Origin of the sequence: Kitasatospora sp. NPDC091276 (genome assembly GCF_040684355.1) — a bacterium.
Classification (GTDB): domain Bacteria; phylum Actinomycetota; class Actinomycetes; order Streptomycetales; family Streptomycetaceae; genus Kitasatospora.
In genome coordinates, this window is the sequence record NZ_JBFBFU010000008.1 from 218,500 (window position 1) to 241,805 (window position 23,306).

The window sequence follows — 23,306 nt, forward strand, 5'->3', positions numbered from 1 at the left end:
CCACCCTCCCGGTCCGGGCCACCCCGGAGATCACCACCCCGGACGGTTCCGGCACACTGACGGGATGGACATCCTCATCCGCCAGGCCCTTCCGGAGGACCTCGACGACGCCGGCCGCATCACCGTCGAGGCCTTCGTCGGCGACGGCCACACCTCGCCCGAGAGCAGCTACGTCGAGCTCCTGCGCGACGCCGCCCGCCGGGCCCGGGAGGCCGAACTCCTGGTCGCGGTCGACCAGGCCGAAGGACGGGTCCTCGGCTGCGTGACCTACGCCGTCGGCGGCACCGAGTGGGCCGACATCGCCGGCCCGCGCGAGGGCGAGATCCGGATGCTCGCCACCGCCGCGGCCGCCCGCGGCCGGGGCGTCGGCGAGGCCCTGGTCCGCGCCACCATCGCCCGCAGCCGCGAACTCGCCCTGGACGGGATGGCGTTCTCCACCCGCCCGCAGATGACCGCCGCCCACCGCGTCTACGAGCGGACCGGCTTCCGCCGCACCCCCGAGCGCGACTGGTCCCCGTACCCGGGCATGGACCTGATGGTCTACAGCCTGGCGTTCTGAGCCCGGCCGGGGCGTCGTCGGCCCTCCTCCTCCCCGGTGACCGACAGACGATCAACGGACGTCTTTTGATATAAACCACAGATCACGTCTGATGCCACGTCGCGGCAGCCGACCGATCCCGGGGGGACGCACCACATGGACGACGGGCCCGGCCTCGGCACGCCCGCGAGCGGCCCCACGCTCCAGGACATGCGCACGTCCCGGGGCATCGAGCCCCCGGCCACCAGCCGCTACGCGATCCCCGCACCGGCGCCCCGGCCGCGCGGGCCGCTGCCGCCCTCCGTCCGCTTCCCGGCGGTCGACGGGCTGCGCGGCCTCGCCATCGCCTCCGTCCTGCTCTACCACACCAACTGGTTCCAGAACGGCCTGTTCGGAGTGGACGTCTTCTTCGTCCTCTCCGGCTTCCTGGTGACCCTGGTGCTGATCCGCGAACTGGACCGCACCGACGGCATCCGGCTCGGCGTCTTCTACCGCCGCCGGGCCAAGCGGCTGCTGCCCGGACTGCTCGCCACCGTCCTCCTCGTCGTCGCGCTGTCCGCACTGGTCAGCCCGCTACGGGACGTCAGGGACCTCCGCCCGCAGGCGCTCGCCGCGCTCGGCCAGGTCGCCAACTGGGCCCAGCTGGCCCGCGGCGACGCCTACTGGCAGCACTTCGCCTCCATCGACCCGCTCGCGGCCATGTGGTCGCTCAGCATCACCGAGCAGTTCTACGCGCTCTGGCCGCTGCTGCTGCTCGCGGTCTTCGGCCTCTGCCGCCGCTCGCTGCGCGCGACCGGCGTCGTCACCGCCGGGCTGTTCGTCGTCGCCGCGCTCGTCGCCCCGCTGATGTGGAACGGCGACAACAGCGACCGCCTCTACCTCGGCACCGAGACCCGCGCGGTCGGCTTCGCGGCCGGCGCCACCGCCGCCTTCGCCGTCCACCTGCGGCTGCGCCGCCAGGTCCGCGCGGCGGCCCCCGACCGCGACGGCGCCACCCGCTCCCGGCGGCGCCTGCTCGACCGCTCCGGAGCGGCCGGCACCCTGGCGCCCGCCCTGCTCGGGACCGCGGCCCTCGGCGGCCTGGTCTGGGCCAGCCTGTCCGTCAGCGGCTACCACGAGCCGCTGCTCTACCAGGGCGGGCTGGCCGCGGTCGCGGCGCTGGCCGCCGTCCTGGCCGCCTCGCTCTGCCACGACCGGGGCCCGCTGGTCCGGCTGCTGTCACTGCCCCCGCTGCGGCTCACCGGCACCATCTCCTACAGCCTCTACCTGCTCCACCTGCCGGTGTACTGGCTGCTCCAGCACTACGTCGACGACATCTCGCCACAACTGCTGCTCGCCATCGGCGCACCGCTCTCCTGGGTGCTGGCCTGGCTGATGCACACCGGCACCGAGAAGCTGCGGGTGCTGCGCTGGCGGGCCTTCCCGGCCGTCCCGCTGCTGGCCGTCGCCACGGCGGTGGCCACCACCGGCGCCTGGTACCTGCCCGCCTGGGTCCAGTACGACATGCGGTCCGGGCCGAGCGGCAAGCCCGCGGTCCTCGTCCTCGGCGACTCCTTCGCCCAGGACCTCGCCACCGGCCTCTACCGGCACGGCGACCGCTACCGGGTGGTCGACGGCGGGATCAGCGGCTGCGGCGTGTTCGACCCGGACAAGGTGCGCACCACCTCCGGCGAGGAGTTCGACACCAGCCGGGAGTGCCGCGACCGGGCCGCCGCGTGGGACCGGCAGCTCACCGGCGCCGCCCCGCAGGCCGTCGTGATCCACCTCGGCTGGGACGCCGCCGAGCAGTACCTCGACGGCAGCTGGCTCAGTCCCTGCGAGGAGGACTACCGGAGCCGCTACACCACCCAGCTCAGCCAGGCCGTGGACCAGGTCCGTCGCCGGGCGCCCGGCGCCCGGGTGCTGCTGATGAACGAACGGGTCGAGAACGGCGCCATCGACAAGGGCTGGGGCACCTGTTACGACCAGCAGGTCGCCGCCTACGTGAAGGCCACCGCCGGCGCCGTCCGGCTGGTCGACCTCAACACCTTCTTCTGCCCGTACGAGACCTGCGCGTGGAAGGACCGCGACGGCCACTGGGTCACCCCCGCCAACGACGGGGTGCACCTCACTCCGGCCGGCATGCGGTTCGTGACGCCGTGGCTGGAGCAGCAGATCGCGGACGGACTGACCGGGCCGCCGTCGGGGCCGCCCACGGCCGCCCCGGCGCCGACCTCGACACCGACGCCCGCACCCACGCCGACTCCGACTCCGACTCCGACTCCGACAACTGCGACGCCGGCCACCACCAAGCCCACGGGCCTGCCGAGTTCGGCCAAGCCCGGCCGGACCGCGCCCTGACCGGGGCCTAGGACGGCGGCAGTTCGTAGGTCTGCGCGAAGCAGTCGCGGATCGCCTGCTCGGAGGCCGGGCGCCCGGCGTAGTCCATCCGCGGGGTGTCCTGGTTGGTCGGCAGGTTCGGGTCGATGCCGAAGTACAGCGACCAGAAGTACAGCCCGCGCAGCTTGCGCTCCTGCGCCACCTGGCAGACCGCGGTGAACCAGGTCGCCTGGACGGTCTCGTTCAGCTCGGTCTTCTTGTAGTACTCGCCGGGCGTCTTGTAGGCGCCCTTCTGCGCCGGGATGCCCACCTCGGTGAGCTTGGTGGTCGGCTGCGGACCGCTGCCGCGCTTGTCGAGCCAGGCGTTCCAGCTGGCCTTCAGGTCGGCGACCGGGGCGTCGTCACCGGCCGACTTGGCCGGCGGGTAGGCGTCCACGCCCGTGCCGTCCGCCGGTACCGCTATCGGGCCCTTGGACCAGTTGTCGAAGTTCGCGTCGTACACCAGCTCGCCGTGGAAGGTCTTCCGCGCCTGGTCGATGAGACCGGGCCACCGCGGGTCGCCCTCCAGCGAGTTGAACTCGGTGCCGATGGTGACCTCGGCCGCGGAGTGTTCCTGGGCGGTCTTCAGGTAGGGCGTCAGGAAGGCGGCGTAGCTGGCGAACCAGGCGTCCCGGTCGGTCGGTGCGATGTTGCCGCGCCACTTGAGGGTGTTGAGGTAGTCGAAGACGTCCTCGTCCATGATCGGACGGATGGTGGTGCGCAGGCCCGCCCGGTGGGCGGCGTCCAGCAGCAGGGCCAGCCGCTCCGGGGTGGGGGTGGTCGGCCGGGCGGCGACGGCGTTCGACCTGGTGCCCGTCGTGTAGTACGGGAAGGTCACCGACAGGGAGTTGGCGTTCAGCCCGACGACGTACTTGACGATGCGGTCGACCTTGCCCTGGACGAAGTTGTCCGGGTCCGCCGGATCGTCCAGCCAGTACACCTGCACGCCCCACTCGGGGCTGCCCTTGGCCCACGGGCGGGCCACCCTGGGGCCGGTGTCCTCGGCCGGCGGCGCGTCCTTGCCGAAGCCCCAGACCCGTCCCTGCTCGGTCGCGGAGCCGGCCCAGTGCACGGCGGTCGGGCGCTGGTGGACGAACTTGAGCGGGTGGTCCCCCCAGACCACCGGGACGGCGACGGTGACGGCGACCACCACGGTCGGCAGGATGAAGATGGCGGGGCGCTTCACAGCGGTGACCTCCGATCAGGCCGGCTTGGCGATGACGACGAACTTGTTCTCCTCGCCCTTGAGGAACTTGACCAGCCCGCGCAGGCCGCCCCAGCCCTCCAGGAAGGAGAACAGCGGGATGGCCGCCACCACGACGATCGGCTCCCACCACTTGCGCCGGTGGTTCGCCGAGGCGACGACGTTCAGGCGCAGGCCCTCCCAGTACGTCCAGATGACGTAGGCGAAGTTGATCGACCAGACCAGCACCACGGACTGGGTGACCGGGGAGGTGTTCCAGGTGCCGGTGAACCAGGCGACCAGCAGCACCAGGCCGACGTGCTGGAGCGGACCGAGCACCCAGCTGACCATGCCCATCCCGATGAACAGCCGGTACCGCAGCGGGATCGTCCTGTTGAAGCAGAGCGCGACCAGACCCCAGGCCCAGCGCTCGCGCTGCTTGAGGAAGTCCTTGACCCCGGCCGGCGAGGCTCCGTAGCAGCGCCCGTTGAACCAGTCGCTGCGGCCCGGGTAGCGCTGGCAGAAGTTCAGCGCCATCTGGGCGTCCTCGACGATGGTCTTCGGGCCGAAGTCCCAGCCGATGGTGGCCTCCACCGAGGAGCGCATCAGGAGCAGTTCGCCGTGCACGCCGGCGATCGGGGTGCCGGTGCCGGTCATCGCGCGGAAGCGGGCGATGTCGTCGGCCGGGCGGATCGCGTCGGCGAGCCAGGTGAAGGTGGAGACGGCGTTCTCCCGCGGGTACGTCAGGATGCCCTGCGCCATGTGCTTGGCGTCGTCCCCGGCCCGGCGCTGCCGGTTGACGAACTGCGCGACGGCGGCGGCGGTGTCCGGGCCGACGCCGGTGTCGTCGTCCATGTGCAGCACCCAGACGTCGTCCTCGGCCTCGCCCTCCTCGATCCGCAGCTCGTGCGAGTAGTGGTTGGCGCGGGCCTTGAACTTGGTGCCGTTGGCCGTCTCGTAGGCCTTCGGCACGGTCACCACCCGGATCAGCGGGTTGCGGGCGGCCAGACCGTCGATCTTCTCGGCGGCCGCGCAGCCCTCCTCGGTGAGGACGTCCACCCGCATCCACGGGAAGTAGGCCGGCAGGTGCTCGACGTACGAGAGCACCGAGCGCTCCAGCGCCGGATAGGTGTCGTGGCGGCCGATGGTCGGCACCAGCACGATCAGGAAGTCGTCCTCGACCGGCACGGCCGGCGTCATCCGGCTCACCTGGCGCAGCCGGCGGCGGACCATCAGCACGCCCTGGAAGCCGATCAGGACGCCGAACACCGGCATCCCCCACAGGATGGTGATCGTCCAGCCGAGCGGGGTGGGGTTGGGCACGTAGGCCCAGACCGAGAAGGCGAAGATGACCGTGAAGGAGAAGTAGAACGGGAGGACCCGGGGCTTCCACGACATCTGTCGCTCGGCGAGCCGGGCGGCCTCGCGGGACGTGGTGAGCACCGTCCGTGCGGGGGATGTCGATGGCATGGCGAAAGTCGCTCCTCGTCTGGTGTCGGGCCGATCCCGTGCGGGAGCCGGGTCGTTCGTGAGCGGTCCGGGGCTGCGGAGGTTCAGGCCTGGGGCGGGCGGTCCGTCGGCGGGCGGTCCGTCGGCGGGCGGTCGACCGGGGACACGACCGGGCCGGGGGCGACCGGACCGGGCGTCACCGGCGGCGCGGCGGGCCACGGCTGCTGGGCGAGCGTCGACGGGTGCGGGGCCGGCTGGGCGGGCTGCTGCGCGTACGGCACCGGCTGTGACGGCTGCGAAGGCTGGGTCGGCTGGGCCGGCGCCGACTGCGGCCAGGCAGCGGGCTGCGACTGCGGCTGCGAGGCCGGGGGCTGCTGCGGCCACGCGGGCTGCGGCTGCTGTTGGAAGGGCGGCTGCGGTGGCCAGGCTGCCTGCGGCTGCGGCTGCGGTGGCCAGGCGGGCTGGTGTTGGAACGGCGGCTGCTGGTACGGCTGCGGGCCCGGGGCCGGCTCGGCCGGGATCGTCTGCAGCAGTGACCAGTGCACCTGGCCGCCCGACGCCGCGGCGGCCTCCGGCGCCCGCTGCTCCCGCCACTTCAGCCGGGCCAGCAGCAGGATCAGCGCCGCGGTGACGGCCACGCCGAGCGCGAAGGTCGCGAGCTTGAGCCCGCCCTCGGTGGTGCTGGTGAACCACTCCCGCTGCGGCTTGTCCAGGAGCGCGCCGGTCAGGCTGCGCACCCGGTTGTACCCCTCGACCAGAGCGACGCCGGCCGCCACCCCGAGCGCCCAGCTGCGCCCGCGCAGCAGCAGGATTCCCGAAAGCAGGTAGATCAGGCCGTAGTTGAGGCTGCCGGTCTCGGCGTCCACCGAGGTGCCGCCGTAGTAGAAGATGCCTTTGACGTAGGTCGCGAACCCGACCTGGCCGAAGCAGTTGTACGCCGCCCAAGCCAGCAGCACCACGCCCCAGCCGACGGCGATGCCGCCGGCCGCGCGCATCGCACGCGCCTGTCCCATCCCGCACCCCCGCCCCGCCGGGCCCGTCCCGGCGTCAGCCCCTCGGCTTCGCCGCCACAGGATGCCACACGGCACAACGGACACGGTATTCCGGCCGTTCAACGGAATTCGGTGGTGTAGCGCACCTCACGGCGACCGGCTCGGCGGACGCGCGGGGGCGGCTCGACGACCCTGCGGACCGACTCAACGAACGTGCAGGCCGCCCCAGTCGACGTTCGCGCCGAACGGCCCGGCGCCGCCGGTGAGCGCCAGCGGGCTGTGGTAGGTGGCGTTGACGTCCGCGCTGGCGTTGCGCGGCTGGTCCGGCGTCAGGTTGTCCGAGGTGAGCGACTGCCCCCAGACCGTCCAGATCGTCCAGGGCGTGCGCCGCAGCGTGTCCGGCTGGCGGGAGTTGACCGGGACGGCGAAGGACTCGGCCAGGATCCGCGGCTTGCCGTAGCCGGCGAGCCCGTCGTAGTACCGCTTGGTCCACACCTCACCGGTGCCGATCGGGTGCGCGGGGCTGCCGCTGTAGTCGTCCACCCCGACCACGTCGACGTACTGCGAGCCCGGGTAGTAGTCCCACGGGTCCGCGCCGGGGGCTCCGTCCCAGGACACCGGCGTCCAGACGAACAGCAGGTTGTGCAGGCCCCTGGTCTCCACCAGGTAGCGGTAGGTGATCCGCCACAGCGCCTGGTAGTCGGCCGGCTTCTGGCCCGACCACCAGAACCTGCGGGAGCAGTCCTGCACGTTCATCTCGTGGTACGGGCGCAGCAGCACCGGCACGTCGTGGGCGGCCAGGTACTCCAGGTGGTCGGCCAGGTAGGACAGGTCGGTCATCAGCGCGCGGTACTCGGGGGTGTCGTGCGCGCTGTCGACGACCCGGCCGAACCAGCCCTTGTCCTTGGCGGCCGGAGAGTTCGAACAGAGCACCTGCTCGAAGGACTTGACGTCCGAACCCGGGTAGGGCTGGTGGAAGGACATGCCGACGATCCCGGCCGGCCCCCCGCCGTTGTCGGGCAGTTCGGTGGTGGTGCCGTCGCAGTTGTGCTGGACGCCGGCCGTGCCGTAGCTGCCGTCGTCGGCGCGCGGGTGACCGGACCAGACGGCGGAGAGCAGGTCGACGGCGTCGTCGGTGTACTGCCAGCCGGCCCGGCAGGTGGGCCACCGGCCGGCCGAGTAGGAGCGCGGGTCGCCGACGCCCCAGCCGGTCTGGCCGTAGCCGGGGCCGAGGTCGGTCTCGACGAAGCCGGGCAGCTTGCCGGTGAGGTCGGCGGCCTTCTTGTAGTAGTAGCCGACCTGCTTGGTGCCGCGGTAGTCGCCGTACTCGGGGTTGTTGCGCTCGTTGTGCGCCTCGACGTGCTGGCCGATGACCGTCCCGCCGCTCTGCCCGGTGCGGGCCCGGCCCTCCAGGTCGGCGAGCAGCTGCTGGACGGCCCGGGCGTTCGGCGAGGCCTGCGGATCCCGGGCGAGCAGGTCCCGGCCGACCTCCGGCGGCAGGGTGCGGCCGGGGAGGCCTACCGTCACCGGGACGCGGACGGGCCGTTCGCCGTCGGCCCGGCCGTCACGCTGCAACAGCGCCACGGCGCCCGCGGCGACCACGACCCCGGCCGCGGCCAGGACGGCGGGCTTGCCGCGCAGGGCTCTGGGCAGGGCCACGGACCGCTCCTCCGGTTGCTCGCCGGCACCGGCCCAGGCGGACACAACCGGAACACTCGTGCGAATGACTGCCCCGAGAGCCTGCCACACTCCCCCGGCACCGGCGAGCGAACCCGCCGGGCCGGGGGGTCACGGCGGATCAGCCGGCCGCGGCGGCCCCCGGCGCACCCGGCGCACCCGGCGCGGCCGCGGACGCGGCCTTGGCGCGCTGGAGCAGCTGGCCCTTCACGTGCTCGCCGAAGCCGGCGGCCGCCGCGGTGGCGGCGGCGTCGGCGGTGTCGCCGCCCTTCGCCGAGCCCTCGACCGTGAAGTAGGCGTACCGGCCCAGGGTGTTGTGCGTGTTGGTGCAGCCCGGAGTGGCGCAGAAGGCCGGCGCGCCCGGCGCGACGGCGCCCTTGAGGTGGCCGGTGTAGCTCTTCATCGAGGTCTCGGCCTGGATCTTGTGGTCGAAGACCGCGACGCCGACGGTCACCGCGCTGTCGCCGGAGACGTAGGTCGCCCGGAGCACCTTCTGGCAGCCCTGGTCACCGAGGACCTTGCCGAGCCCGCCGGTCGTCGAGTTCCCGTCCCAGCAGGGCGAGTCCAGCGAGACGAAGGTCCGGTTCCAGGTGGCGCCGTTGACCGTCACCTGGAGCGCGGAGAACAGTGCCCCCGCGTCCTGCGGCGCCGGGTCGGTGGCGGCCTCCCAGATCGGCCTCGACGGGTCGTCCGGCGCGCCGCCCGGGGTGCCGGACGGGTTCCCGCCCGGGGTCGCGGCGGCACTCGGCGCGGCACCCGATGCGGCGGAGGACGGCCGGTTGGAGGCGGAGGCGATCGGCCCGGCGACCGGCTTGTCGCCGCCGCCCTTCGTCAGCAGCACCGCCCCGCCCGCGATCAGGCCGCCGACCAGGACGACCGCGACCGCCACGCCGAGGGCCCGCAGCCGGCGGCGGCGCTTGCCGTCCGCCGCGTTGCGGTCGGCCAGCGCCTCCCAGTTCGGCTCGGCGCGCTGCGGCGCCTGGGGCTGCGGGTACGACTGCGGATGCGGCTGGGGGTGTGCCTGGTGATGCGCCTGGGGGTTCGGCTGGGGGTGCGCCTGGGGGTTCGGCTGCCACTGCGGCGGCAGCTGCTGCCCTGGCGGTCCCGGCTGCGGCAGCGGAGGCTGCCCCGGCGGACCGGGCTGCGCCACCGGCTGCGCGGGCGGCACCGGAGGCCCGTACGAGGCCGGCGGCGGCCCGAAGCCCCCGCTCGGCGGCAACACCGGACCGGGCACCACCGGCGGCTGCTGACCGTGCGCGTCCCCCGGCCCGGGGGGAGGCGTTCCCTGCGGACCCTGCCCGGGTGCGCCAGTTCCGTCGCTCACGCGCCCCCTCGCTTCGCTCGATGATCGCTTCGCGAAACGCGCCCCTCGGCGCTTCGCTCGCTCATGCGCCCAGATCGTAGGGCATGCCCGCGGCGACCGGTCCGCCCGGTGACCGTTCCGTATCGAAACCAGGACGCCGGGGCCCGGAATCACGGCGCCGGGAGCCCGGAATCAGGGCGCCGGGAGCCCGGATCCGAGGCGCCCCAAGGCCACGACCCGCCCCCTCCCGGCACCCCCGGTCATCGCTCCGACACACCGCGCCGTACTACATGTGGGGTCGCATCAGAGAGACACCACTAGATGTATGCTCAATCCTGCTGTCGATGCAGGGGAACCCGGTGCGAATCCGGGACTGCCCCGCAGCGGTGAGCGGGCGGCTCCAGTAGCCGCCCCGCGAGTCCGAGTACCTGCCGACGGTGTGCGCACGGGCCCTCCCGCAGAGGCCGCGCCAGCACGAGAACTACCTTCCGGGCCTCGCGGGCGGGCCGGGGACGCCACCGTCGCGCGACGCTTCCTGCGTACGTGCCGTGCTCCCCTGCCCCGAACGGCCCGGTACCCCCCGATCACCGCCGCCGATCGCCGCCAGGAGAGAGCGCCTTGACCACCGCTGCCTCAGCCACCCTGCCCGCCCAGGGCACCGGCCCCGCCCCCACCGACCCGACGGTCTCCGACCCCGGCGGCGCGCTCCTTCGGCTGCTCACCGACCGCAGCGTCGATCTCCCCCAGGTGGACCCCGGCCATGTCGCCGCCGCCGCGCTGCGCGGCCGCCACGCCGGCTCGGACTTCGCCGAGCTGCGCGGGCTGGCCGTGGACGCCGCCGCGTCGATGATCGCCGAGGACCCCCAGTACTCGAAGCTGGCCGCCCGGCTGCTCGCCCTGGAGATCGTCGACGAGGCGAACAGCCAGGGCTCGCGCTCCTTCGCCGCCTCGATCGCCGTCGGCCACGCCGAGGGCCTGATCGGCGACACCACCGCCGCCTTCGTCACCAAGCACGCCGCCGCCCTGGACGCGCTGATCGACGCGCACGGCGACGACCGCTTCGAGTACTTCGGCCTGCGCACCGTGCAGTCCCGCTACCTGCTGCGCCACCCGATCACCCGCAAGGTCATCGAGACCCCGCAGCACTTCCTGCTCCGCGTCGCCTGCGGCCTGGCGGTCGGCGACAGCGAGCAGTCGGTGCGGGAGGTCGCCGAGCTGTACGGCCTGATGAGCCGGCTGGAGTACCTGACCTCCTCGCCGACCCTGTTCAACTCCGGCACCCGGCACCCGCAGATGTCAAGCTGCTACCTGCTCGACTCCCCGCTGGACAACCTGGACTCGATCTACAACCGCTACGCGCAGATCGCCCGGCTGTCCAAGCACGCCGGCGGCATCGGCCTGTCCTACTCGCGCATCCGCTCGCGCGGCAGCCTGATCCGCGGCACCAACGGCAAGTCCAACGGCATCGTCCCGTTCCTGCGCACCCTCGACTCCTCGGTCGCCGCCGTCAACCAGGGCGGCCGCCGCAAGGGCGCGGCCTGCGTCTACCTGGAGACCTGGCACGCCGACATCGAGGAGTTCCTGGAGCTCCGCGACAACACCGGCGAGGAGGCGCGGCGCACCCACAACCTCAACCTGGCGCACTGGATCCCGGACGAGTTCATGCGCCGGGTCAACGCCAACGAGGACTGGTCGCTGTTCTCCCCCGCCGACGTGCCCGAGCTCGTCGACCTGTGGGGCTCCGACTTCGACGAGGCCTACCGCAAGGCCGAGCTGGCCGGCAAGGCCGTGCGCACCATCCCCGCGCAGACCCTGTACGCCCGGATGATGCGCACCCTGGCGCAGACCGGCAACGGCTGGATGACCTTCAAGGACGCCTCCAACCGCGCCGCCAACCAGACCGCGCTGCCCGGCCGCACGGTGCACTCCTCGAACCTGTGCACCGAGATCCTGGAGGTCACGGACGACTCCGAGACCGCCGTCTGCAACCTCGGCTCGGTCAACCTCGGCGCCCACGTCGCCCCGGGGGCCTCCGTCGACGACCTGCTCGGCGCCATGGACTGGGAGCGCCTCGACGCCACCGTCCGCACCGCCGTGACGTTCCTCGACCGCGTGGTGGACATCAACTTCTACCCGACCACCGAGGCCGGCACCTCCAACTCCCGCTGGCGCCCGGTCGGCCTCGGCGTGATGGGCCTCCAGGACGTCTTCTTCAAGCTGCGGATCGACTTCGACTCCGCCGAGGCCGCGCGACTGTCCACCCTCATCGCCGAGCGCATCATGCTCACCGCGTACGAGCGCTCCGCCGACCTGGCCGAGCAGCTGGGCCGCCACGAGGCCTACGGCGAGACCCGCGCCGCCCGCGGCGAGCTGCACATCGACCACTTCCCGACGGCCGCCCCGCAGTGGGCCGACCGCTGGACCGCGCTGCGCGCCCGCATCGCCGAGACCGGCCTGCGCAACTCGCTGCTGCTGGCCATCGCGCCGACCGCGACCATCGCGTCCATCGCCGGCGTCTACGAGTGCATCGAGCCGCAGGTCTCCAACCTGTTCAAGCGCGAGACGCTGTCCGGCGAGTTCCTCCAGGTCAACCCGTACCTGGTGCGCGAGCTCAAGGAGCTCGGCGTCTGGGACCAGCAGACCCGCGACGCCCTGCGCGAGGCCAACGGCTCCGTCCAGGAGCTGGGCTGGCTGCCCGCCGAGGTCCGCTCGCTCTACCGCACCGCCTGGGAGCTGCCCCAGCGCGCGCTGATCGACCTGGCCGCGGCCCGCATGCCGTACCTCGACCAGAGCCAGTCGCTGAACCTGTTCATGGCGGCGCCGACCATCGGCAAGCTCAGCTCGATGTACGCCTACGCGTGGAAGGTCGGTCTCAAGACCACCTACTACCTGCGCTCGCGCCCGGCGACCCGGATCGCCCAGGCCGCCTCCGGTACCGCCCGCGCCGCCGCGCCCGCGTCCTCGTCCGCGCCCGTGCCCGTGAACACCCCGACCCTCACCCCGGAGGAGGAGGCCGCGCTGGCCTGCTCCCTGGAGAACCCCGAGTCCTGCGAGGCCTGCCAGTGAGCACCCCCGACCGCGAGAAGATGCTGCTCGACCCCGGCTTCGAGCTGACCCTGCGCCCGATGCGCTACCCGTCGTTCTACGACCGGTACCGGGACGCGATCAAGAACACCTGGACCGTCGAGGAGGTGGACCTGCACTCCGACGTCGCCGACCTGGCCAAGCTCAGCGAGGGCGAGCGCCACCTCATCGGCCGCCTGGTCGCCTTCTTCGCCACCGGGGACTCGATCGTCTCCAACAACGTGGTGCTGAGCCTCTACAAGCACATCAACTCCCCGGAGGCGCGGCTGTACCTGTCGCGCCAGCTCTTCGAGGAGGCCGTGCACGTCCAGTTCTACCTGACGCTGCTCGACACCTACCTGCCCGACCCCGAGGACCGCGCGGCGGCCTTCGACGCGGTGGAGAACATCCCCTCCATCCGCCAGAAGGCGCAGTTCTGCTTCAAGTACATGAACGCCGTCGACCACATCGACTCGCTCCAGACCAAGGAGGACCGCCGCGCGTTCCTCCTGAACCTGATCTGCTTCGCGGCGTGCGTCGAGGGCCTGTTCTTCTACGGCGCGTTCGCGTACGTGTACTGGTTCCGCTCGCGTGGCCTGCTGCACGGTCTGGCCACCGGCACCAACTGGGTGTTCCGCGACGAGTCCATGCACATGGACTTCGCGATGTCGGTCGTGGACACGGTCCGCGAGGAGGAGCCCGACCTCTTCGACGACGAGATGGCCAAGCAGGTCACGGAGATGCTGGAAGAGGCCGTCGAGGCCGAGCTCCAGTTCGCCCAGGACCTGTGCGGTGACGGCCTCGCCGGCATGAACACCGACTCCATGCGCCAGTACCTGGAGGCCGTGGCCGACCAGCGCCTCGCCCGCCTCGGCCTGCCGATCCGCTACGGGTCGACGAACCCGTTCGGGTTCATGGAGCTCCAGAACGTCCAGGAGCTGACCAACTTCTTCGAGCGCCGTGTGTCGGCGTACCAGGTCGCCGTCGAGGGCTCCGTCGCCTTCGACGACGACTTCTAAACCGCTCAGACACACCAGAGGTGCCCCGCCCGGCTCACCGCCGCGCGGGGCACCTCTGTCTGTACCGACCCGACCGCCCACCCCATCCCCCTGAACTCCCCCGCCCCCACCCGGCGTTCACACCGGGCGGGGGCGGTCGAACGACTTTCCCGTTCTGGAAAGATCAGGTTCTTGACCCTGCGCCCAGAGAGCCGGGAGCATCGGCCAAGACAGGAACCACCGGCGACTGGAGGCACCTGATGCTGCGTTGGCTGTCTGGGAATGGGTCCTGCAACGACGGATCGTGCCCCACGCTGTGGGGCACCGAGAACGGGGACTACGTGGTCCAGGGATACGCGATCACCGACCCTTACCGTCTGGGGGAGTTGAACCTGCCGGACGGCGAGTCGGCGGTCGTGATCCCCGCTGCGGTCCTGGAGGGGTACTTCCATGCTCAAGGGTGAAGACTTCGGCCGTCTCTTCAAGACGTTCGAGCGAACGGCCTTCCGGCTCGAAACTCTGGCCGTCTACGACGTGGACGACGAACGTGAAGAGTTCGCGGATTTCCTCGCCGGCAAGGGGCTGCCGCCTGGCCGCTTCGACAACCCCTGGGTCCGCTCCATGACGGATCTGGGCAAGCAGGTGGCCCGGGTGCACGTCCTCCACTCCCCCTTGTCGGACTACCTCCGCTACGAGCTGGCGTCGTACCCCGGCAACATCAAGGCCGGCGAGTCGATCGGCATCATCGACACGGCTCGCCAGAAGGTGGCCGGGCTACCGGACCACGACTTCTGGCTGTTCGATGACGCCCAGGTCTACCGGATGCACTACACGGATGCAGGGCAGTTCCTCGGAGCCGAACTCCTGCCCGACGACTACCTGAGCGAGTACCAGCAGTACCGGGAGATCGCTCTGACGAACGCCGTGCCTTTCGGGGAGTACTCGGCGGCTTGAGCGGAGAACAGCACAAGGACTTGGGCAAAGCCCTGCGGGCGCTACGGATCGCCTCGGACAAGACAGCCGAGACCGTCGCCCGCAGGGCTTCCATGTCTCCAGCCAAGCTTTCGAAGATCGAAAACGGCAAGACCCTACCGAGCGTGCAGGACGTGGACCTCATCCTGACCGCGCTCGGCATATCAGGCGAAGCCAAAGCAGAGTTCCTGGAGGCAGCCCGCGGCGCGGCGACCGAAGAGGTCGCCTGGCGGGAACTCCGCCGAATGGGCCACTGGAAGCACCAGCACGCCATCAAAGCCATCGAAGCCCGAACAGGCCTTCTCCGACTCTTCCAGGGACAGCTGATTCCTGGACTGCTCCAGAGCGCCGAATATGTCTCGGCCGTCTTCGCCTTGCACCCAGAGCTGCCAGAAGAGGCGAAGACGAAAACGATCGCAGCTCGACTGGAGCGCCAGGCCGTACTGTACGACCGCCAGCGGCAGTTCCACTTCCTCATCTGTGAACATGTACTACGCTGGCGGATCTGTCCTCCTGCCGTCATGGCTACACAGCTCGATCGCCTGGTGTCACTGTCCCGCCTTCCCAACGTGACCATCGGGTCTATTCCCCTCGCCAGACGAATGCCGGACTTCCCAATGACATGCTTCAGCATGTATGACGATCGCCTGGTCATCGTGGAGACGTTCCATTCAGAGATCACCACTCACGATCCACGAGATGTCGGCGTCTATCTGTCAAAATTCTCCGAATTCGATGCCGTAGCACTACACGGAGACGACATGCGCGCATTGGTCGAAGGGATCCGAGACGAATTCCTTCGAGAATAAGAATCCAAAGGAATCCTCAGTGGAAAACAGGTCGGATTCAGCACGGCTCGCGGGTCCAGAGTGGCAGGACGCCAGAATCCTCCGCTGAAACGGCGCGGACAAGAAGCAGGTTGAGCTGGCGAGCCTTGAGCGGACCTCGACGGAACCCCGCCACTTCCTGCCGACCATGATCACCGGACTGCTCTCGACGCCGGCGTACGTCAACGCCAGTCTGACCCAGATCCCCGGCGATTTGTTCAACAGGCCCCACGACGTCCAGGAGTACCTGGACACGTTCCGAACCTTCGAGAATTACGCGCTCTGGGGCGAGGACGCTCGGGCCGCGTTGCACGAGTGGACTTCCCGCCATCGGGAGACATCACAGGATCTCTGCCGATAACCAACCAGCGAACCTTCGCGGCGCAGGAAGTCGACCGGTCCGACTTCCTGCGCCCACGTTCGGCGGGATTCGGTGGGCCACCTGAGCCCTACGATCCCTCCCGTTCGACCCGGGCGGAAAATGGAATGCGCGCACTGCCCAAACGGGCCTGAGGTGAGTTCTTTCGGGAACGGGAAAGCGCACAGAAACAACCCCAACGCCCCGGTAATTTGGTGACTCGCCGAAATGATTCGAGAGCCACAGGAGCGCTCCATGCCCACTGACGGTTTCGCACAGCCGACCGGCACCACACGCCGCCGTACGCACGCGGAACTCATGGAGCGGATCGACAACAATCCGGTCCGGAAGGACCTGACGACCGGGTGTCTGGTCGAAATCGTGGGCGCCCAGGACGGCCGGGCGCTGGTCCGGCCGCTGTTCGAGCCGGACGCCAAGTCGCGCCAGGTGCCGGCCGACCAGCTCACCACCCGCATCAGCCTGTGGGGCTGAACTCCCCCTCATTCTCCCGCCCAAGTCCTGGGCGGGGCGGGGCCGTTCCGTGCCGCCCCGAAGCGATACCGAAAGGTGCAGGCGATGACTGAGCGCAACCTGTACGGACTCGACCTCTCCCAGGTCGAGTTCAACCGTGCGTGCGGCGGCAACCAGGGCGGGGGCGACGACGGCGAGTCGTGCGTGACCCTCGGCCTGGTCGAGCACGGCGTCTTCGCCCTCGGCGACAGCAAGCGTCCCGACCGCGAACCGTTGCTGTTCACCGCCGAGGAGTTGACCGAGGCCGGAATCGACCCGGCGCGGTTCGGCCTGTCCGTCTGAAGTCCCCTGACAGCCCCGGCCGCCCGCAGTCCCGTGCGGGCGGCCGGGGCTTCAACGTCTCCGAGGAGAAGCACAGTTGCACTTCCACGGCTACGAGTGGACCGGTGACGGCCGGCTGTTGGCGAAGGAGCCGGAGCGTCGCCCGATCGAGGCCGCACGGTTCGGCCTCTCGGAATTCCCGCCGATGATGACCGGCTGGTGGCTACTGCGCCCGGCCGCCCAGGTGCGGGGCACCTGGGAGACGGCGGCAGGCGCAGCCAACTGGCTTGCGGAACGGTACGAGGAACACACTCCTGGCGGCGACCCCCAACTTCCCTTGGAGGCACGGCGACTCCGCGCGGTTGAGCAGTTGGAGGGCGCCTCGGACGTCGTCTGGTCCCGCTGGGTGTCCGACAGCCGCTGGTCGGGCCACTACGTGGTCGTGTGCCCCAACCGGATCTGGCCGGACATCCCGTGCCCGATCCGACCCGCTGCCCGGCCGTCAGCCTGATGTGCGATCGCCGGCCAGGCCAGTCACCCGACGTCCAGGTCCTTGATGACCGCCTCAGCGGTGCGGCACTCCGCACAGATCGGCATGCTCCTTGGCCCTTCTCGCTGTCTCAGGCCCAGGTGGAGCCACAAGAGGCGCAGCCCCAACGGCCTTCCATCGTCTGGTACATGGCGCCCGACCCGCACACGACGAAGGAGCGGCTGCCAACCGGTCGCGTGTGGGCGTCGAGCTGCTGGTCGTGGCGCTCCTCGACTCTAACCAGGCCCTGGTGACGTCCGATCCCAGTTTGCATCGAAGCGGGCTTTCTCCGCCTCGATCAGTGGCCGGACCACCTCGTCAACGGATCGGTGAGAGATCTCGGCGAACTCGTGGAGCCAGTCGACGAGGTCGGCGGGTAGGTGGAGGGTGATGCGGCGTGTGGCGGGAAGTTCAGGCATTGGGCTCTCTTGTGAGGGCTGTGTAGGTTGCAGGGCCATAGCAACGCCTGGTCAACCTTTGCTGAGACGGACAAGCCGGTCAATCTTCGCCGGGACAGGACGCGCCGCTCAGGACTCTCGTGACGGCTCCGGTACCGGCCAGGCCTGCGGGGGAAGACACTGATGCCGGTCCCGCCTGCACGAGGCTTCCGGAGGCATGGTGAGCGCAGGGTCCCTGCACGGCCACCACGACGACCAGCAGCCGATCCCGCGGACCCAGGCCTCAACGTTCCTTCACCGTCTCGGGGCCCAGTGAGCGACCACATCGAGGATCCGGACGACCCGATCGCCCCGTCCCGGCCGCGACGCTGATGGTCCCCGCCCGGCGTTCGCACCGGGCGGGGACAGGGCGATCGACCGGTCACACCTCCGCGACCGCTTCCAGCGGGCTGAGGGCGGCGGCCCGGCGGGCGGGGACGGCGGCGGCGAGGACGCCGATCGTGAGGGACGCCAGGCAGACGAGCGCGAGCGTGCCCCAGGGCAGCACCAGCGCGTACTGCCTGACCGCGCCGCCCGCCAGCGCCCCGACCGCCCAGGCGCCGAACAGCCCGCCGGCCAGGCCGAGCAGGGTGCCGAACGCCGCGACCGTCACGGCCTCCAGGCGGATCATGCGACGGATGCCCGCACAATCCATGCCGATGGCGCGCAGGGCGCCGATCTCACGCGTCCGTTCGGTGACCGACATGGCCAGGGTGTTGACGATGCCGAGCGCGGCGATCACGACGCCGATGCCGAGCAGCCCGTACATCAGCGTCAGCAGGTCGCCCATCGTCCCCGCCGCCTCCCGCACCAACTCGGCCCGGTCCTGCACCTTCAGCAGCGGGTTGTTGCCGACGGCGGCCCGCAGCCCGTCCCCGGACAAGCCGTCGCCCCGGACCAGGATCCGCTGGAAGGAGCCGGGCTTGAAGCCGTTCTTCTGCACCTCGCCCCGGGCGCCGACCGCGTCGTGGGCGGTGGGGTTGTCCTGGTAGACACCCACCACGGTGTACTTGGTGAACTCCCCGCTCCGGCCCATCCGTGCGTTGACCTGGCCGCCCGTGCTCACCCCGGTCTCCCGGGCGACGCTGCTGGAGACGGCGATCCGGCCGGGCCCGAGGTCCTGCACGGAACCGCTCACGAAGTCGAGCTTCACGGCCTGTTCAACAGAGACGGGGTCGATGCCGGAGATCTCACGGACCTTGCCGCCGATGACCACCGTGGAGTCCGCGACCGCGCTCGCGCCGCGCACCCCCGCAAGACCGGCCACCCGCTGCACGGCCGCCGGGTCGATGCCGGTCGTGGTGTCGCCGGTGCTGATCACGTAGTCGGCGGCGAGGCCGTCCGCCGTCTGCCGGTCGAGGGCCTGTCCGGTGGAGCTGCCGATGGTGGCGAGCCCGCTGACCAGCGCCGTGCTGATCAGCAGCGTGGCGGCGGTCGCCGCCGTGCGCCGGGGGTCGCGCAGCGCGTTCTGCCGGGCCAGCAGGCCGACGACGCCGAACCGCCGGGTGAGGCGGCCCGTCAGCCGGATCACCGGGACGGCGAGCGTCGGTGCCAGCACGGTCAGGGCGACGACCAGGAGCCCGCAACCCGCCATCGCACTCCGCAGATTCGCCTCGGAGGCGTCCTTCGCCGCACCCGCGAGCGCGACCAGCCAGCCGACGCCGAGGACGAGCAGCCCCACCCCCACGATCGGACGCAGCCGCGAGCGCCCGCCCGGCTGCGCGGCCGCCGCCCGCAGCGCCTCGATCGGCGCGATCCGCGCCGCCCTGCGCGACGGCAGCCAGGCGGCCGACACCGTCACGCCGACCCCGACGAACAGGGCTGCCGCCACCGGCCGGGGCCCGATGACCAACGGCCCCTCCGGCAGCCGGCCGCCCTCGCCACTCAACAGCCCGGGCAGCACGGCCGCGATGCCGAGCCCGAGGACGAACCCCACCACCGACGCGACGACCCCGACCAGCACCGCCTCGGCCAGCAGCGAGCGCACCACCTGGCGCCGGGTCGCGCCGACCGCCCGTAGCAGGGCGATCTCCCGGGTGCGCCGGGCGACGAGCATGGTGAAGGTGTTGACCACGAGGAACGAGCCGATGAACAGCGACACCCCGGCGAAGACCATCGGCAGCTTCTGGTAGCCCCGGGTCAACGTGCCGACGTAGAGGGCTTGTTGGTTCGCCTGCGCCTGTCCGGTGGTGACTTCGGCCCGGCCGGGCGGCAGGACGGCGGCGATCCGCTCCGCCAGCTCGTACTGGCCGGCGCCCGGCCCGGCGGAGACCTCAAGGCTGGTGTAGTGCGCGGGAGTTGTGAACAGCCGCTGCGCGGTGGCCCGGTCGAACAGGGTGAGCGTACCGCCGGCCGTGACCCGGGTGTCCGTGGTGGTCACGATGCCGACCAGCCGCGCGGTGAGGGCCGGGCCGTCCGTGGCGAGCGTGACCGGGTCGCCCACCCGGTACCGGCCCGCCGCCGCGGTGCCCCGGTCGACGGCGATCTCGTCGGCACCGGCCGGGGCACGCCCCTCGACCACGGGGTAGCGGGCGTCCTCGCCGTCGCGCCCCGGGACGTAGACGTCCGCGAGGTTCGTCCCCCGCTTGACCCGCAGCGGCCTGCCGTCGGCCGCGTTCAACGTGGCGCTCCCGTCGACCGACGACCGTACCGCCGCGACGCCGGGCACGTCCGCGATCCGGCGCGCCAACTCGTCCGTCAACACGTTCGGCTGGTCGGGGGCGGCAGGGGACTCCTTCGCGGTGACGCTGACCGCGATGTCGGCGAAGGTGCGGGACGCGGCCGCCCGGTGGGCGGCGGCGGTCGAGTCCGCGAAGACGAGGGTGCCGGAGGCGAAGGCGACGCCGAGGCAGACCGCGAGGACGGTCATGAGCAGCCGGGCCTTGTGCGCCAGGACGTTGCGCAGGGCTGTGGTCAGCATGATCAGCTTTCGAGAGTCGGGGGGAGCGGGTCAGCCCGCGAAGGACTTCATGACGTCCAGCACCCGGTCCGGCGTCGGGTGCGCCATCTCGTCGACCAGCCGCCCGTCGGCCAGGAACACCACCCGGTCCGCGTACCCGGCGGCCACCGGGTCGTGGGTCACCATGACCACCGTCTGCCCCAGTTCCCTGACGGAGTCCCGCAGGAAGCCGAGCACCTCGGCCCCGGACTGCGAGTCGAGGTTGCCGGTCGGCTCGTCGCCGAACACGATCGAGGGCCGCGCGACCAGCGCCCGGGCGACCGCGACGCGCTGCTGCTGCCCGCCGGACAGCTCGGCCGGCCGGTGGTCGAGGCGCCGGGAGAGCCCGACCATCGACACCACGCGGTCCAGCCACTGCCGGTCCGGCGTCCGCCCGGCCAACGACAGCGGGAGCGTGATGTTCTCCAGCGCGGTCAGGGTGGGCAGCAGGTTGAACGCCTGGAAGATGAAGCCGACCCGGTCCCGCCGCAGCCGGGTGAGCTGCCGGTCGCCCAGGCTGCCCAGTTCCGTCGTGCCGATCCGCACCGACCCCGACGTGGGGGTGTCGAGCCCGGCCGCGCAGTGCATCAGGGTGGACTTGCCGCAGCCGGACGGGCCCATGATCGCGGTGAACTCGCCCTCCCGGAAGGCCACGCTGACCCGGTCCAGGGCGGTGACCCTGGTGTCACCGTGGCCGTAGGTCTTCGTCAGGTCGACGACGGCGGCCGCGACCCCGGGGGTCGCCTGCAGGGCAAGGGGGTTGGCGATCACGGGAGGGGCTCCTGTCCGAGGTGCGAGTCGGTGCACTTCGAAGGGTGTCCGGAGCACGTATCAGGCCCCTGCGCCGCCGTGTATCGACGACCGCTCCGCTCGGCAGCAGTCCGGTAGCAACCGAGGCGGTCAGCCCGGCAGCCGCAGAGTCGCCACCGCGCCGCCGTCCTCCGCGTTGTCGAGGCGCAGCTCCGCGCCGAGCAGCCGGGCCTGCCCCAACGCGATGGTCAGCCCCAGTCCGTGGCCCGTGCCGCGCTCGGCGGCGCCGGTGTGGAAGCGCCGCGGGCCGTGGCGCAGCAGGTCCGGCGGGAAGCCGGGGCCGTGGTCGCGCACGACGACCGTACGGTCCTGGACGGTGACCAGGACGGGGGCGGCCCCGTGCCGGTGCGCGTTGACGACGAGGTTGCCGACGATCCGCTCCAGCCGCCGCGGATCGGTCTCCACCGTCAGCTCCGCCGCCACGGCGATCTCGGCCTCGTACCCGGTGCGCAGCGCGGCCTCCCGGACGACGGCCGCGAGCGGCACCCGGGCCCGCGCCACCTCCTCCGCCCCGGCGTCCAGCCGCGAGATCTCCAGCAGGTCCTCGACCAGATCGCGCAGGTCCCGCACCCGCGCCCGGATCAGGTCCTCGGTCTCGCCCGCCGGCAGCAGGTCGACGGCGGCCAGCAGTCCGCCGACCGGCGTGCGCAGCTCGTGCGCCACGTCCGCGGTGAACTGCCGTTCGGAGCGCAGTCGTCGGCCGAGGCTGTCGGCCATCAGGTCCACCGTCGCCGCGATGTCGGCGACTTCGTCGCCGCCCTTGGTGGGCCCGGTCCGGGCGTCGAGGTCCCCGGCGGAGATCCGGCCGGCCGTCTCGGCGACCCGCCGCAGCCGGCGGGCGAGCAGCCCGGCCCCGTAGACCGCGGCCGGTGTGGCCGCGGCGAGCGCGACCAGCGAGGCCACCGCCATCGCCACGTCCAGCCGGGGCAGGTCGGAGAGCTGCGGTGCCAGGTTGACCCGGATGGCGAGGACGGGGCTGCCGGGCCCGCCGGTGCGCTGGGCGGCCCAGTAGCTCGGGCCCGAGTTCCCTTCGGCGTGCCCGTCGTAGGCCGTGTGCCGTTCGCCGTCGACCGGGTGGCGCAGGGCGGCGGGCAGGTCGACGGGGTCGAGTTCGGCGCCGTCCGCCAGCGATCCGGTGCGCCGGTAGACGTCCATGGCCGAGTAGACGGCGTTGAAGGCCTGCGCCTCGGCCCGGCTGCGGATGTCGTGCGCCGTCCACAGGTGCACCAGCACTCCGACCGCCGCCGCGACGAGGCAGGCGGTGGCGGCGGCCAGCGCGGCGATCTTCCAGCGCAGGGGGGCGCGGGCCGGCCGGGGAATCGTGTGCACCGCTCTCAGCGCCTGAGCTTGTAGCCGAAGCCGCGGACCGTCTCGATCCGCTCCCGGCCGAGCTTGCGGCGCAGCCGCTGCACGCACAGGTCCACGACCCGGCTGTCGCCGTCCCAGCCGTACTCCCAGACGTTGCGCAGCAGGGTGTGCCGCTCCAGCACGACGCCGGGGTGGGCGGCGAACTCCAGCAGCAGCTTCAGCTCGGTCGGGGTCAGCGCCACCGGCGCCCCGCCGACGGACACCTCCATTCCGGCGGTGTCGACGGTGAGGTCCCCGAACACCAGGACGTCCCCGTCGGCGGCTCCGGGTGAGGGCGCCGGGGCGGGTGGCGCGTACGTCGCCCGCCGCAGCAGCGAGCGGATGCGCGCCACCAGCACGTACGTGTCCACGGGCTTGACCACGTAGTCGTCCGCCCCGGCCTCCAGGCCGGCGACGACGTCGAGGCCGTCGCCGCGCGCGGACATCATCAGGACGGGCACCAGGCTGGTCTCCCGGACCTTGCGGCACAGGCCGATCCCGTCCAGGCCGGGCAGCATCACGTCCAGGATCAGCAGGTCGAACTGCTCGTCCCGGAACAGTTCCAGCGCCGTGAGGCCGTCCGCCGCGGCGCTCATCCCGTAGCCGTAGCGTTCCAGCGCGACGGTGAAGGAGCGGCGCATCAGCTCGTCGTCCTCGACCAGCAGCACGCGGACGGGGTGCGGGGGCGGCGCGGGCGAGGACACGGGCGGACGGCTCCTGCTCGGACGGCTGCGG

The 23,306-nt window shown here is 71.7% G+C and carries 18 protein-coding genes and 1 riboswitch; of the genes, 9 read left to right on the plus strand and 9 right to left on the minus strand.

The window, feature by feature from the left end; genetic code table 11:
- The first annotated feature begins 64 nt into the window (after positions 1-64).
- Positions 65-559: a GNAT family N-acetyltransferase gene (locus tag AB0O19_RS12995; RefSeq protein ID WP_363586955.1), complete on the plus strand. Its 495-nt coding sequence runs from the start codon at positions 65-67 to the stop codon at positions 557-559.
- Between the two features lie 135 nt (positions 560-694).
- Positions 695-2,878, plus strand: coding sequence for an acyltransferase family protein (locus tag AB0O19_RS13000; RefSeq protein WP_363619343.1), 2,184 nt, complete (start codon positions 695-697; stop codon positions 2,876-2,878).
- A 7-nt stretch (positions 2,879-2,885) separates the two neighbouring features.
- Here the strand turns inward: AB0O19_RS13000 and AB0O19_RS13005 are convergent, their stop codons facing one another.
- From AB0O19_RS13005 to AB0O19_RS13025, 5 genes are all read right to left on the minus strand, one after another.
- Positions 2,886-4,082, minus strand: a complete 1,197-nt coding sequence (locus AB0O19_RS13005) for a hypothetical protein (RefSeq protein WP_363619344.1) — start codon at positions 4,080-4,082, stop codon at positions 2,886-2,888.
- A gap of 15 nt (positions 4,083-4,097) precedes the next feature.
- Positions 4,098-5,549, minus strand: coding sequence for a glycosyltransferase family 2 protein (locus AB0O19_RS13010; RefSeq protein WP_363586958.1), 1,452 nt, complete (start codon positions 5,547-5,549; stop codon positions 4,098-4,100).
- Between the two features lie 83 nt (positions 5,550-5,632).
- Positions 5,633-6,541 carry a hypothetical protein gene (locus AB0O19_RS13015; protein WP_363619345.1) on the minus strand — a complete coding sequence of 303 codons (909 nt, stop codon included), beginning with the start codon at positions 6,539-6,541 and terminating at the stop codon, positions 5,633-5,635.
- A 183-nt stretch (positions 6,542-6,724) separates the two neighbouring features.
- Positions 6,725-8,179 (minus strand): glycosyl hydrolase, encoded by a 1,455-nt coding sequence (locus tag AB0O19_RS13020; RefSeq protein WP_363619346.1) that lies wholly within the window; start codon positions 8,177-8,179, stop codon positions 6,725-6,727.
- A 139-nt stretch (positions 8,180-8,318) separates the two neighbouring features.
- Positions 8,319-9,365, minus strand: a complete 1,047-nt coding sequence (locus AB0O19_RS13025) for a hypothetical protein (RefSeq protein ID WP_363619347.1) — start codon at positions 9,363-9,365, stop codon at positions 8,319-8,321.
- A 443-nt stretch (positions 9,366-9,808) separates the two neighbouring features.
- Positions 9,809-9,951: riboswitch (cobalamin riboswitch) on the plus strand.
- A 191-nt stretch (positions 9,952-10,142) separates the two neighbouring features.
- Between AB0O19_RS13025 and AB0O19_RS13030 the strand changes: the two genes are divergently transcribed.
- From AB0O19_RS13030 to AB0O19_RS13060, 7 genes are all read left to right on the plus strand, one after another.
- Complete coding sequence (locus tag AB0O19_RS13030) at positions 10,143-12,566, plus strand: ribonucleoside-diphosphate reductase subunit alpha (RefSeq protein ID WP_363619378.1); 2,424 nt, start codon at positions 10,143-10,145, stop codon at positions 12,564-12,566.
- The gene (locus AB0O19_RS13035; RefSeq protein WP_363619348.1) at positions 12,563-13,582 is read left to right on the plus strand and encodes a ribonucleotide-diphosphate reductase subunit beta; all 1,020 of its coding nucleotides are present in this window, start codon (positions 12,563-12,565) and stop codon (positions 13,580-13,582) included. Before AB0O19_RS13030 ends, AB0O19_RS13035 begins: the two co-directional genes overlap by 4 nt.
- 429 nt (positions 13,583-14,011) lie before the next feature.
- The gene (locus AB0O19_RS13040) at positions 14,012-14,515 is read left to right on the plus strand and encodes a DUF6879 family protein (protein ID WP_363619349.1); all 504 of its coding nucleotides are present in this window, start codon (positions 14,012-14,014) and stop codon (positions 14,513-14,515) included.
- Positions 14,512-15,342: a helix-turn-helix transcriptional regulator gene (locus AB0O19_RS13045; protein ID WP_363586964.1), complete on the plus strand. Its 831-nt coding sequence runs from the start codon at positions 14,512-14,514 to the stop codon at positions 15,340-15,342. Before AB0O19_RS13040 ends, AB0O19_RS13045 begins: the two co-directional genes overlap by 4 nt.
- Positions 15,343-15,973: 631 nt before the next feature.
- Positions 15,974-16,210 carry a hypothetical protein gene (locus AB0O19_RS13050; protein ID WP_363586965.1) on the plus strand — a complete coding sequence of 79 codons (237 nt, stop codon included), beginning with the start codon at positions 15,974-15,976 and terminating at the stop codon, positions 16,208-16,210.
- Between the two features lie 84 nt (positions 16,211-16,294).
- Positions 16,295-16,531 carry a DUF397 domain-containing protein gene (locus AB0O19_RS13055; protein WP_363586966.1) on the plus strand — a complete coding sequence of 79 codons (237 nt, stop codon included), beginning with the start codon at positions 16,295-16,297 and terminating at the stop codon, positions 16,529-16,531.
- A gap of 76 nt (positions 16,532-16,607) precedes the next feature.
- Entirely contained in the window at positions 16,608-17,021 is a 414-nt protein-coding gene (locus tag AB0O19_RS13060) for a hypothetical protein (protein ID WP_363619350.1), read from the plus strand.
- Positions 17,022-17,858: 837 nt separating this feature from the next.
- On the opposite strand, the gene AB0O19_RS13065 is transcribed toward AB0O19_RS13060, so the two are convergent.
- The 4 genes from AB0O19_RS13065 to cseB form a co-directional block, all read right to left on the minus strand.
- Positions 17,859-20,396 (minus strand): ABC transporter permease, encoded by a 2,538-nt coding sequence (locus AB0O19_RS13065; RefSeq protein ID WP_363619351.1) that lies wholly within the window; start codon positions 20,394-20,396, stop codon positions 17,859-17,861.
- Positions 20,397-20,426: 30 nt separating this feature from the next.
- Positions 20,427-21,182 (minus strand): ABC transporter ATP-binding protein, encoded by a 756-nt coding sequence (locus AB0O19_RS13070; RefSeq protein WP_363619379.1) that lies wholly within the window; start codon positions 21,180-21,182, stop codon positions 20,427-20,429.
- 132 nt (positions 21,183-21,314) lie between these two features.
- Complete coding sequence (locus tag AB0O19_RS13075; protein ID WP_363619352.1) at positions 21,315-22,553, minus strand: HAMP domain-containing sensor histidine kinase; 1,239 nt, start codon at positions 22,551-22,553, stop codon at positions 21,315-21,317.
- 5 nt (positions 22,554-22,558) lie between these two features.
- Positions 22,559-23,275, minus strand: a complete 717-nt coding sequence (cseB, locus tag AB0O19_RS13080) for a two-component system response regulator CseB (protein ID WP_363619353.1) — start codon at positions 23,273-23,275, stop codon at positions 22,559-22,561.
- Positions 23,276-23,306: the final 31 nt, after the last annotated feature.

What these genes read in the sequence shown, in the direction of transcription:
- AB0O19_RS12995 (WP_363586955.1), top strand. Translation starts at nt 65, where the DNA reads ATGGACATCCTCATCCGCCAGGCCCTTCCGGAGGACCTCGACGACGCC.
- AB0O19_RS13000 (WP_363619343.1), top strand. Translation starts at nt 695, where the DNA reads ATGGACGACGGGCCCGGCCTCGGCACGCCCGCGAGCGGCCCCACGCTC.
- AB0O19_RS13010 (WP_363586958.1), bottom strand. Translation starts at nt 5,549, where the DNA reads ATGCCATCGACATCCCCCGCACGGACGGTGCTCACCACGTCCCGCGAG.
- AB0O19_RS13015 (WP_363619345.1), bottom strand. Translation starts at nt 6,541, where the DNA reads ATGGGACAGGCGCGTGCGATGCGCGCGGCCGGCGGCATCGCCGTCGGC.
- AB0O19_RS13040 (WP_363619349.1), top strand. Translation starts at nt 14,012, where the DNA reads ATGCTCAAGGGTGAAGACTTCGGCCGTCTCTTCAAGACGTTCGAGCGA.
- AB0O19_RS13050 (WP_363586965.1), top strand. Translation starts at nt 15,974, where the DNA reads ATGCCCACTGACGGTTTCGCACAGCCGACCGGCACCACACGCCGCCGT.
- AB0O19_RS13055 (WP_363586966.1), top strand. Translation starts at nt 16,295, where the DNA reads ATGACTGAGCGCAACCTGTACGGACTCGACCTCTCCCAGGTCGAGTTC.
- AB0O19_RS13065 (WP_363619351.1), bottom strand. Translation starts at nt 20,396, where the DNA reads ATGCTGACCACAGCCCTGCGCAACGTCCTGGCGCACAAGGCCCGGCTG.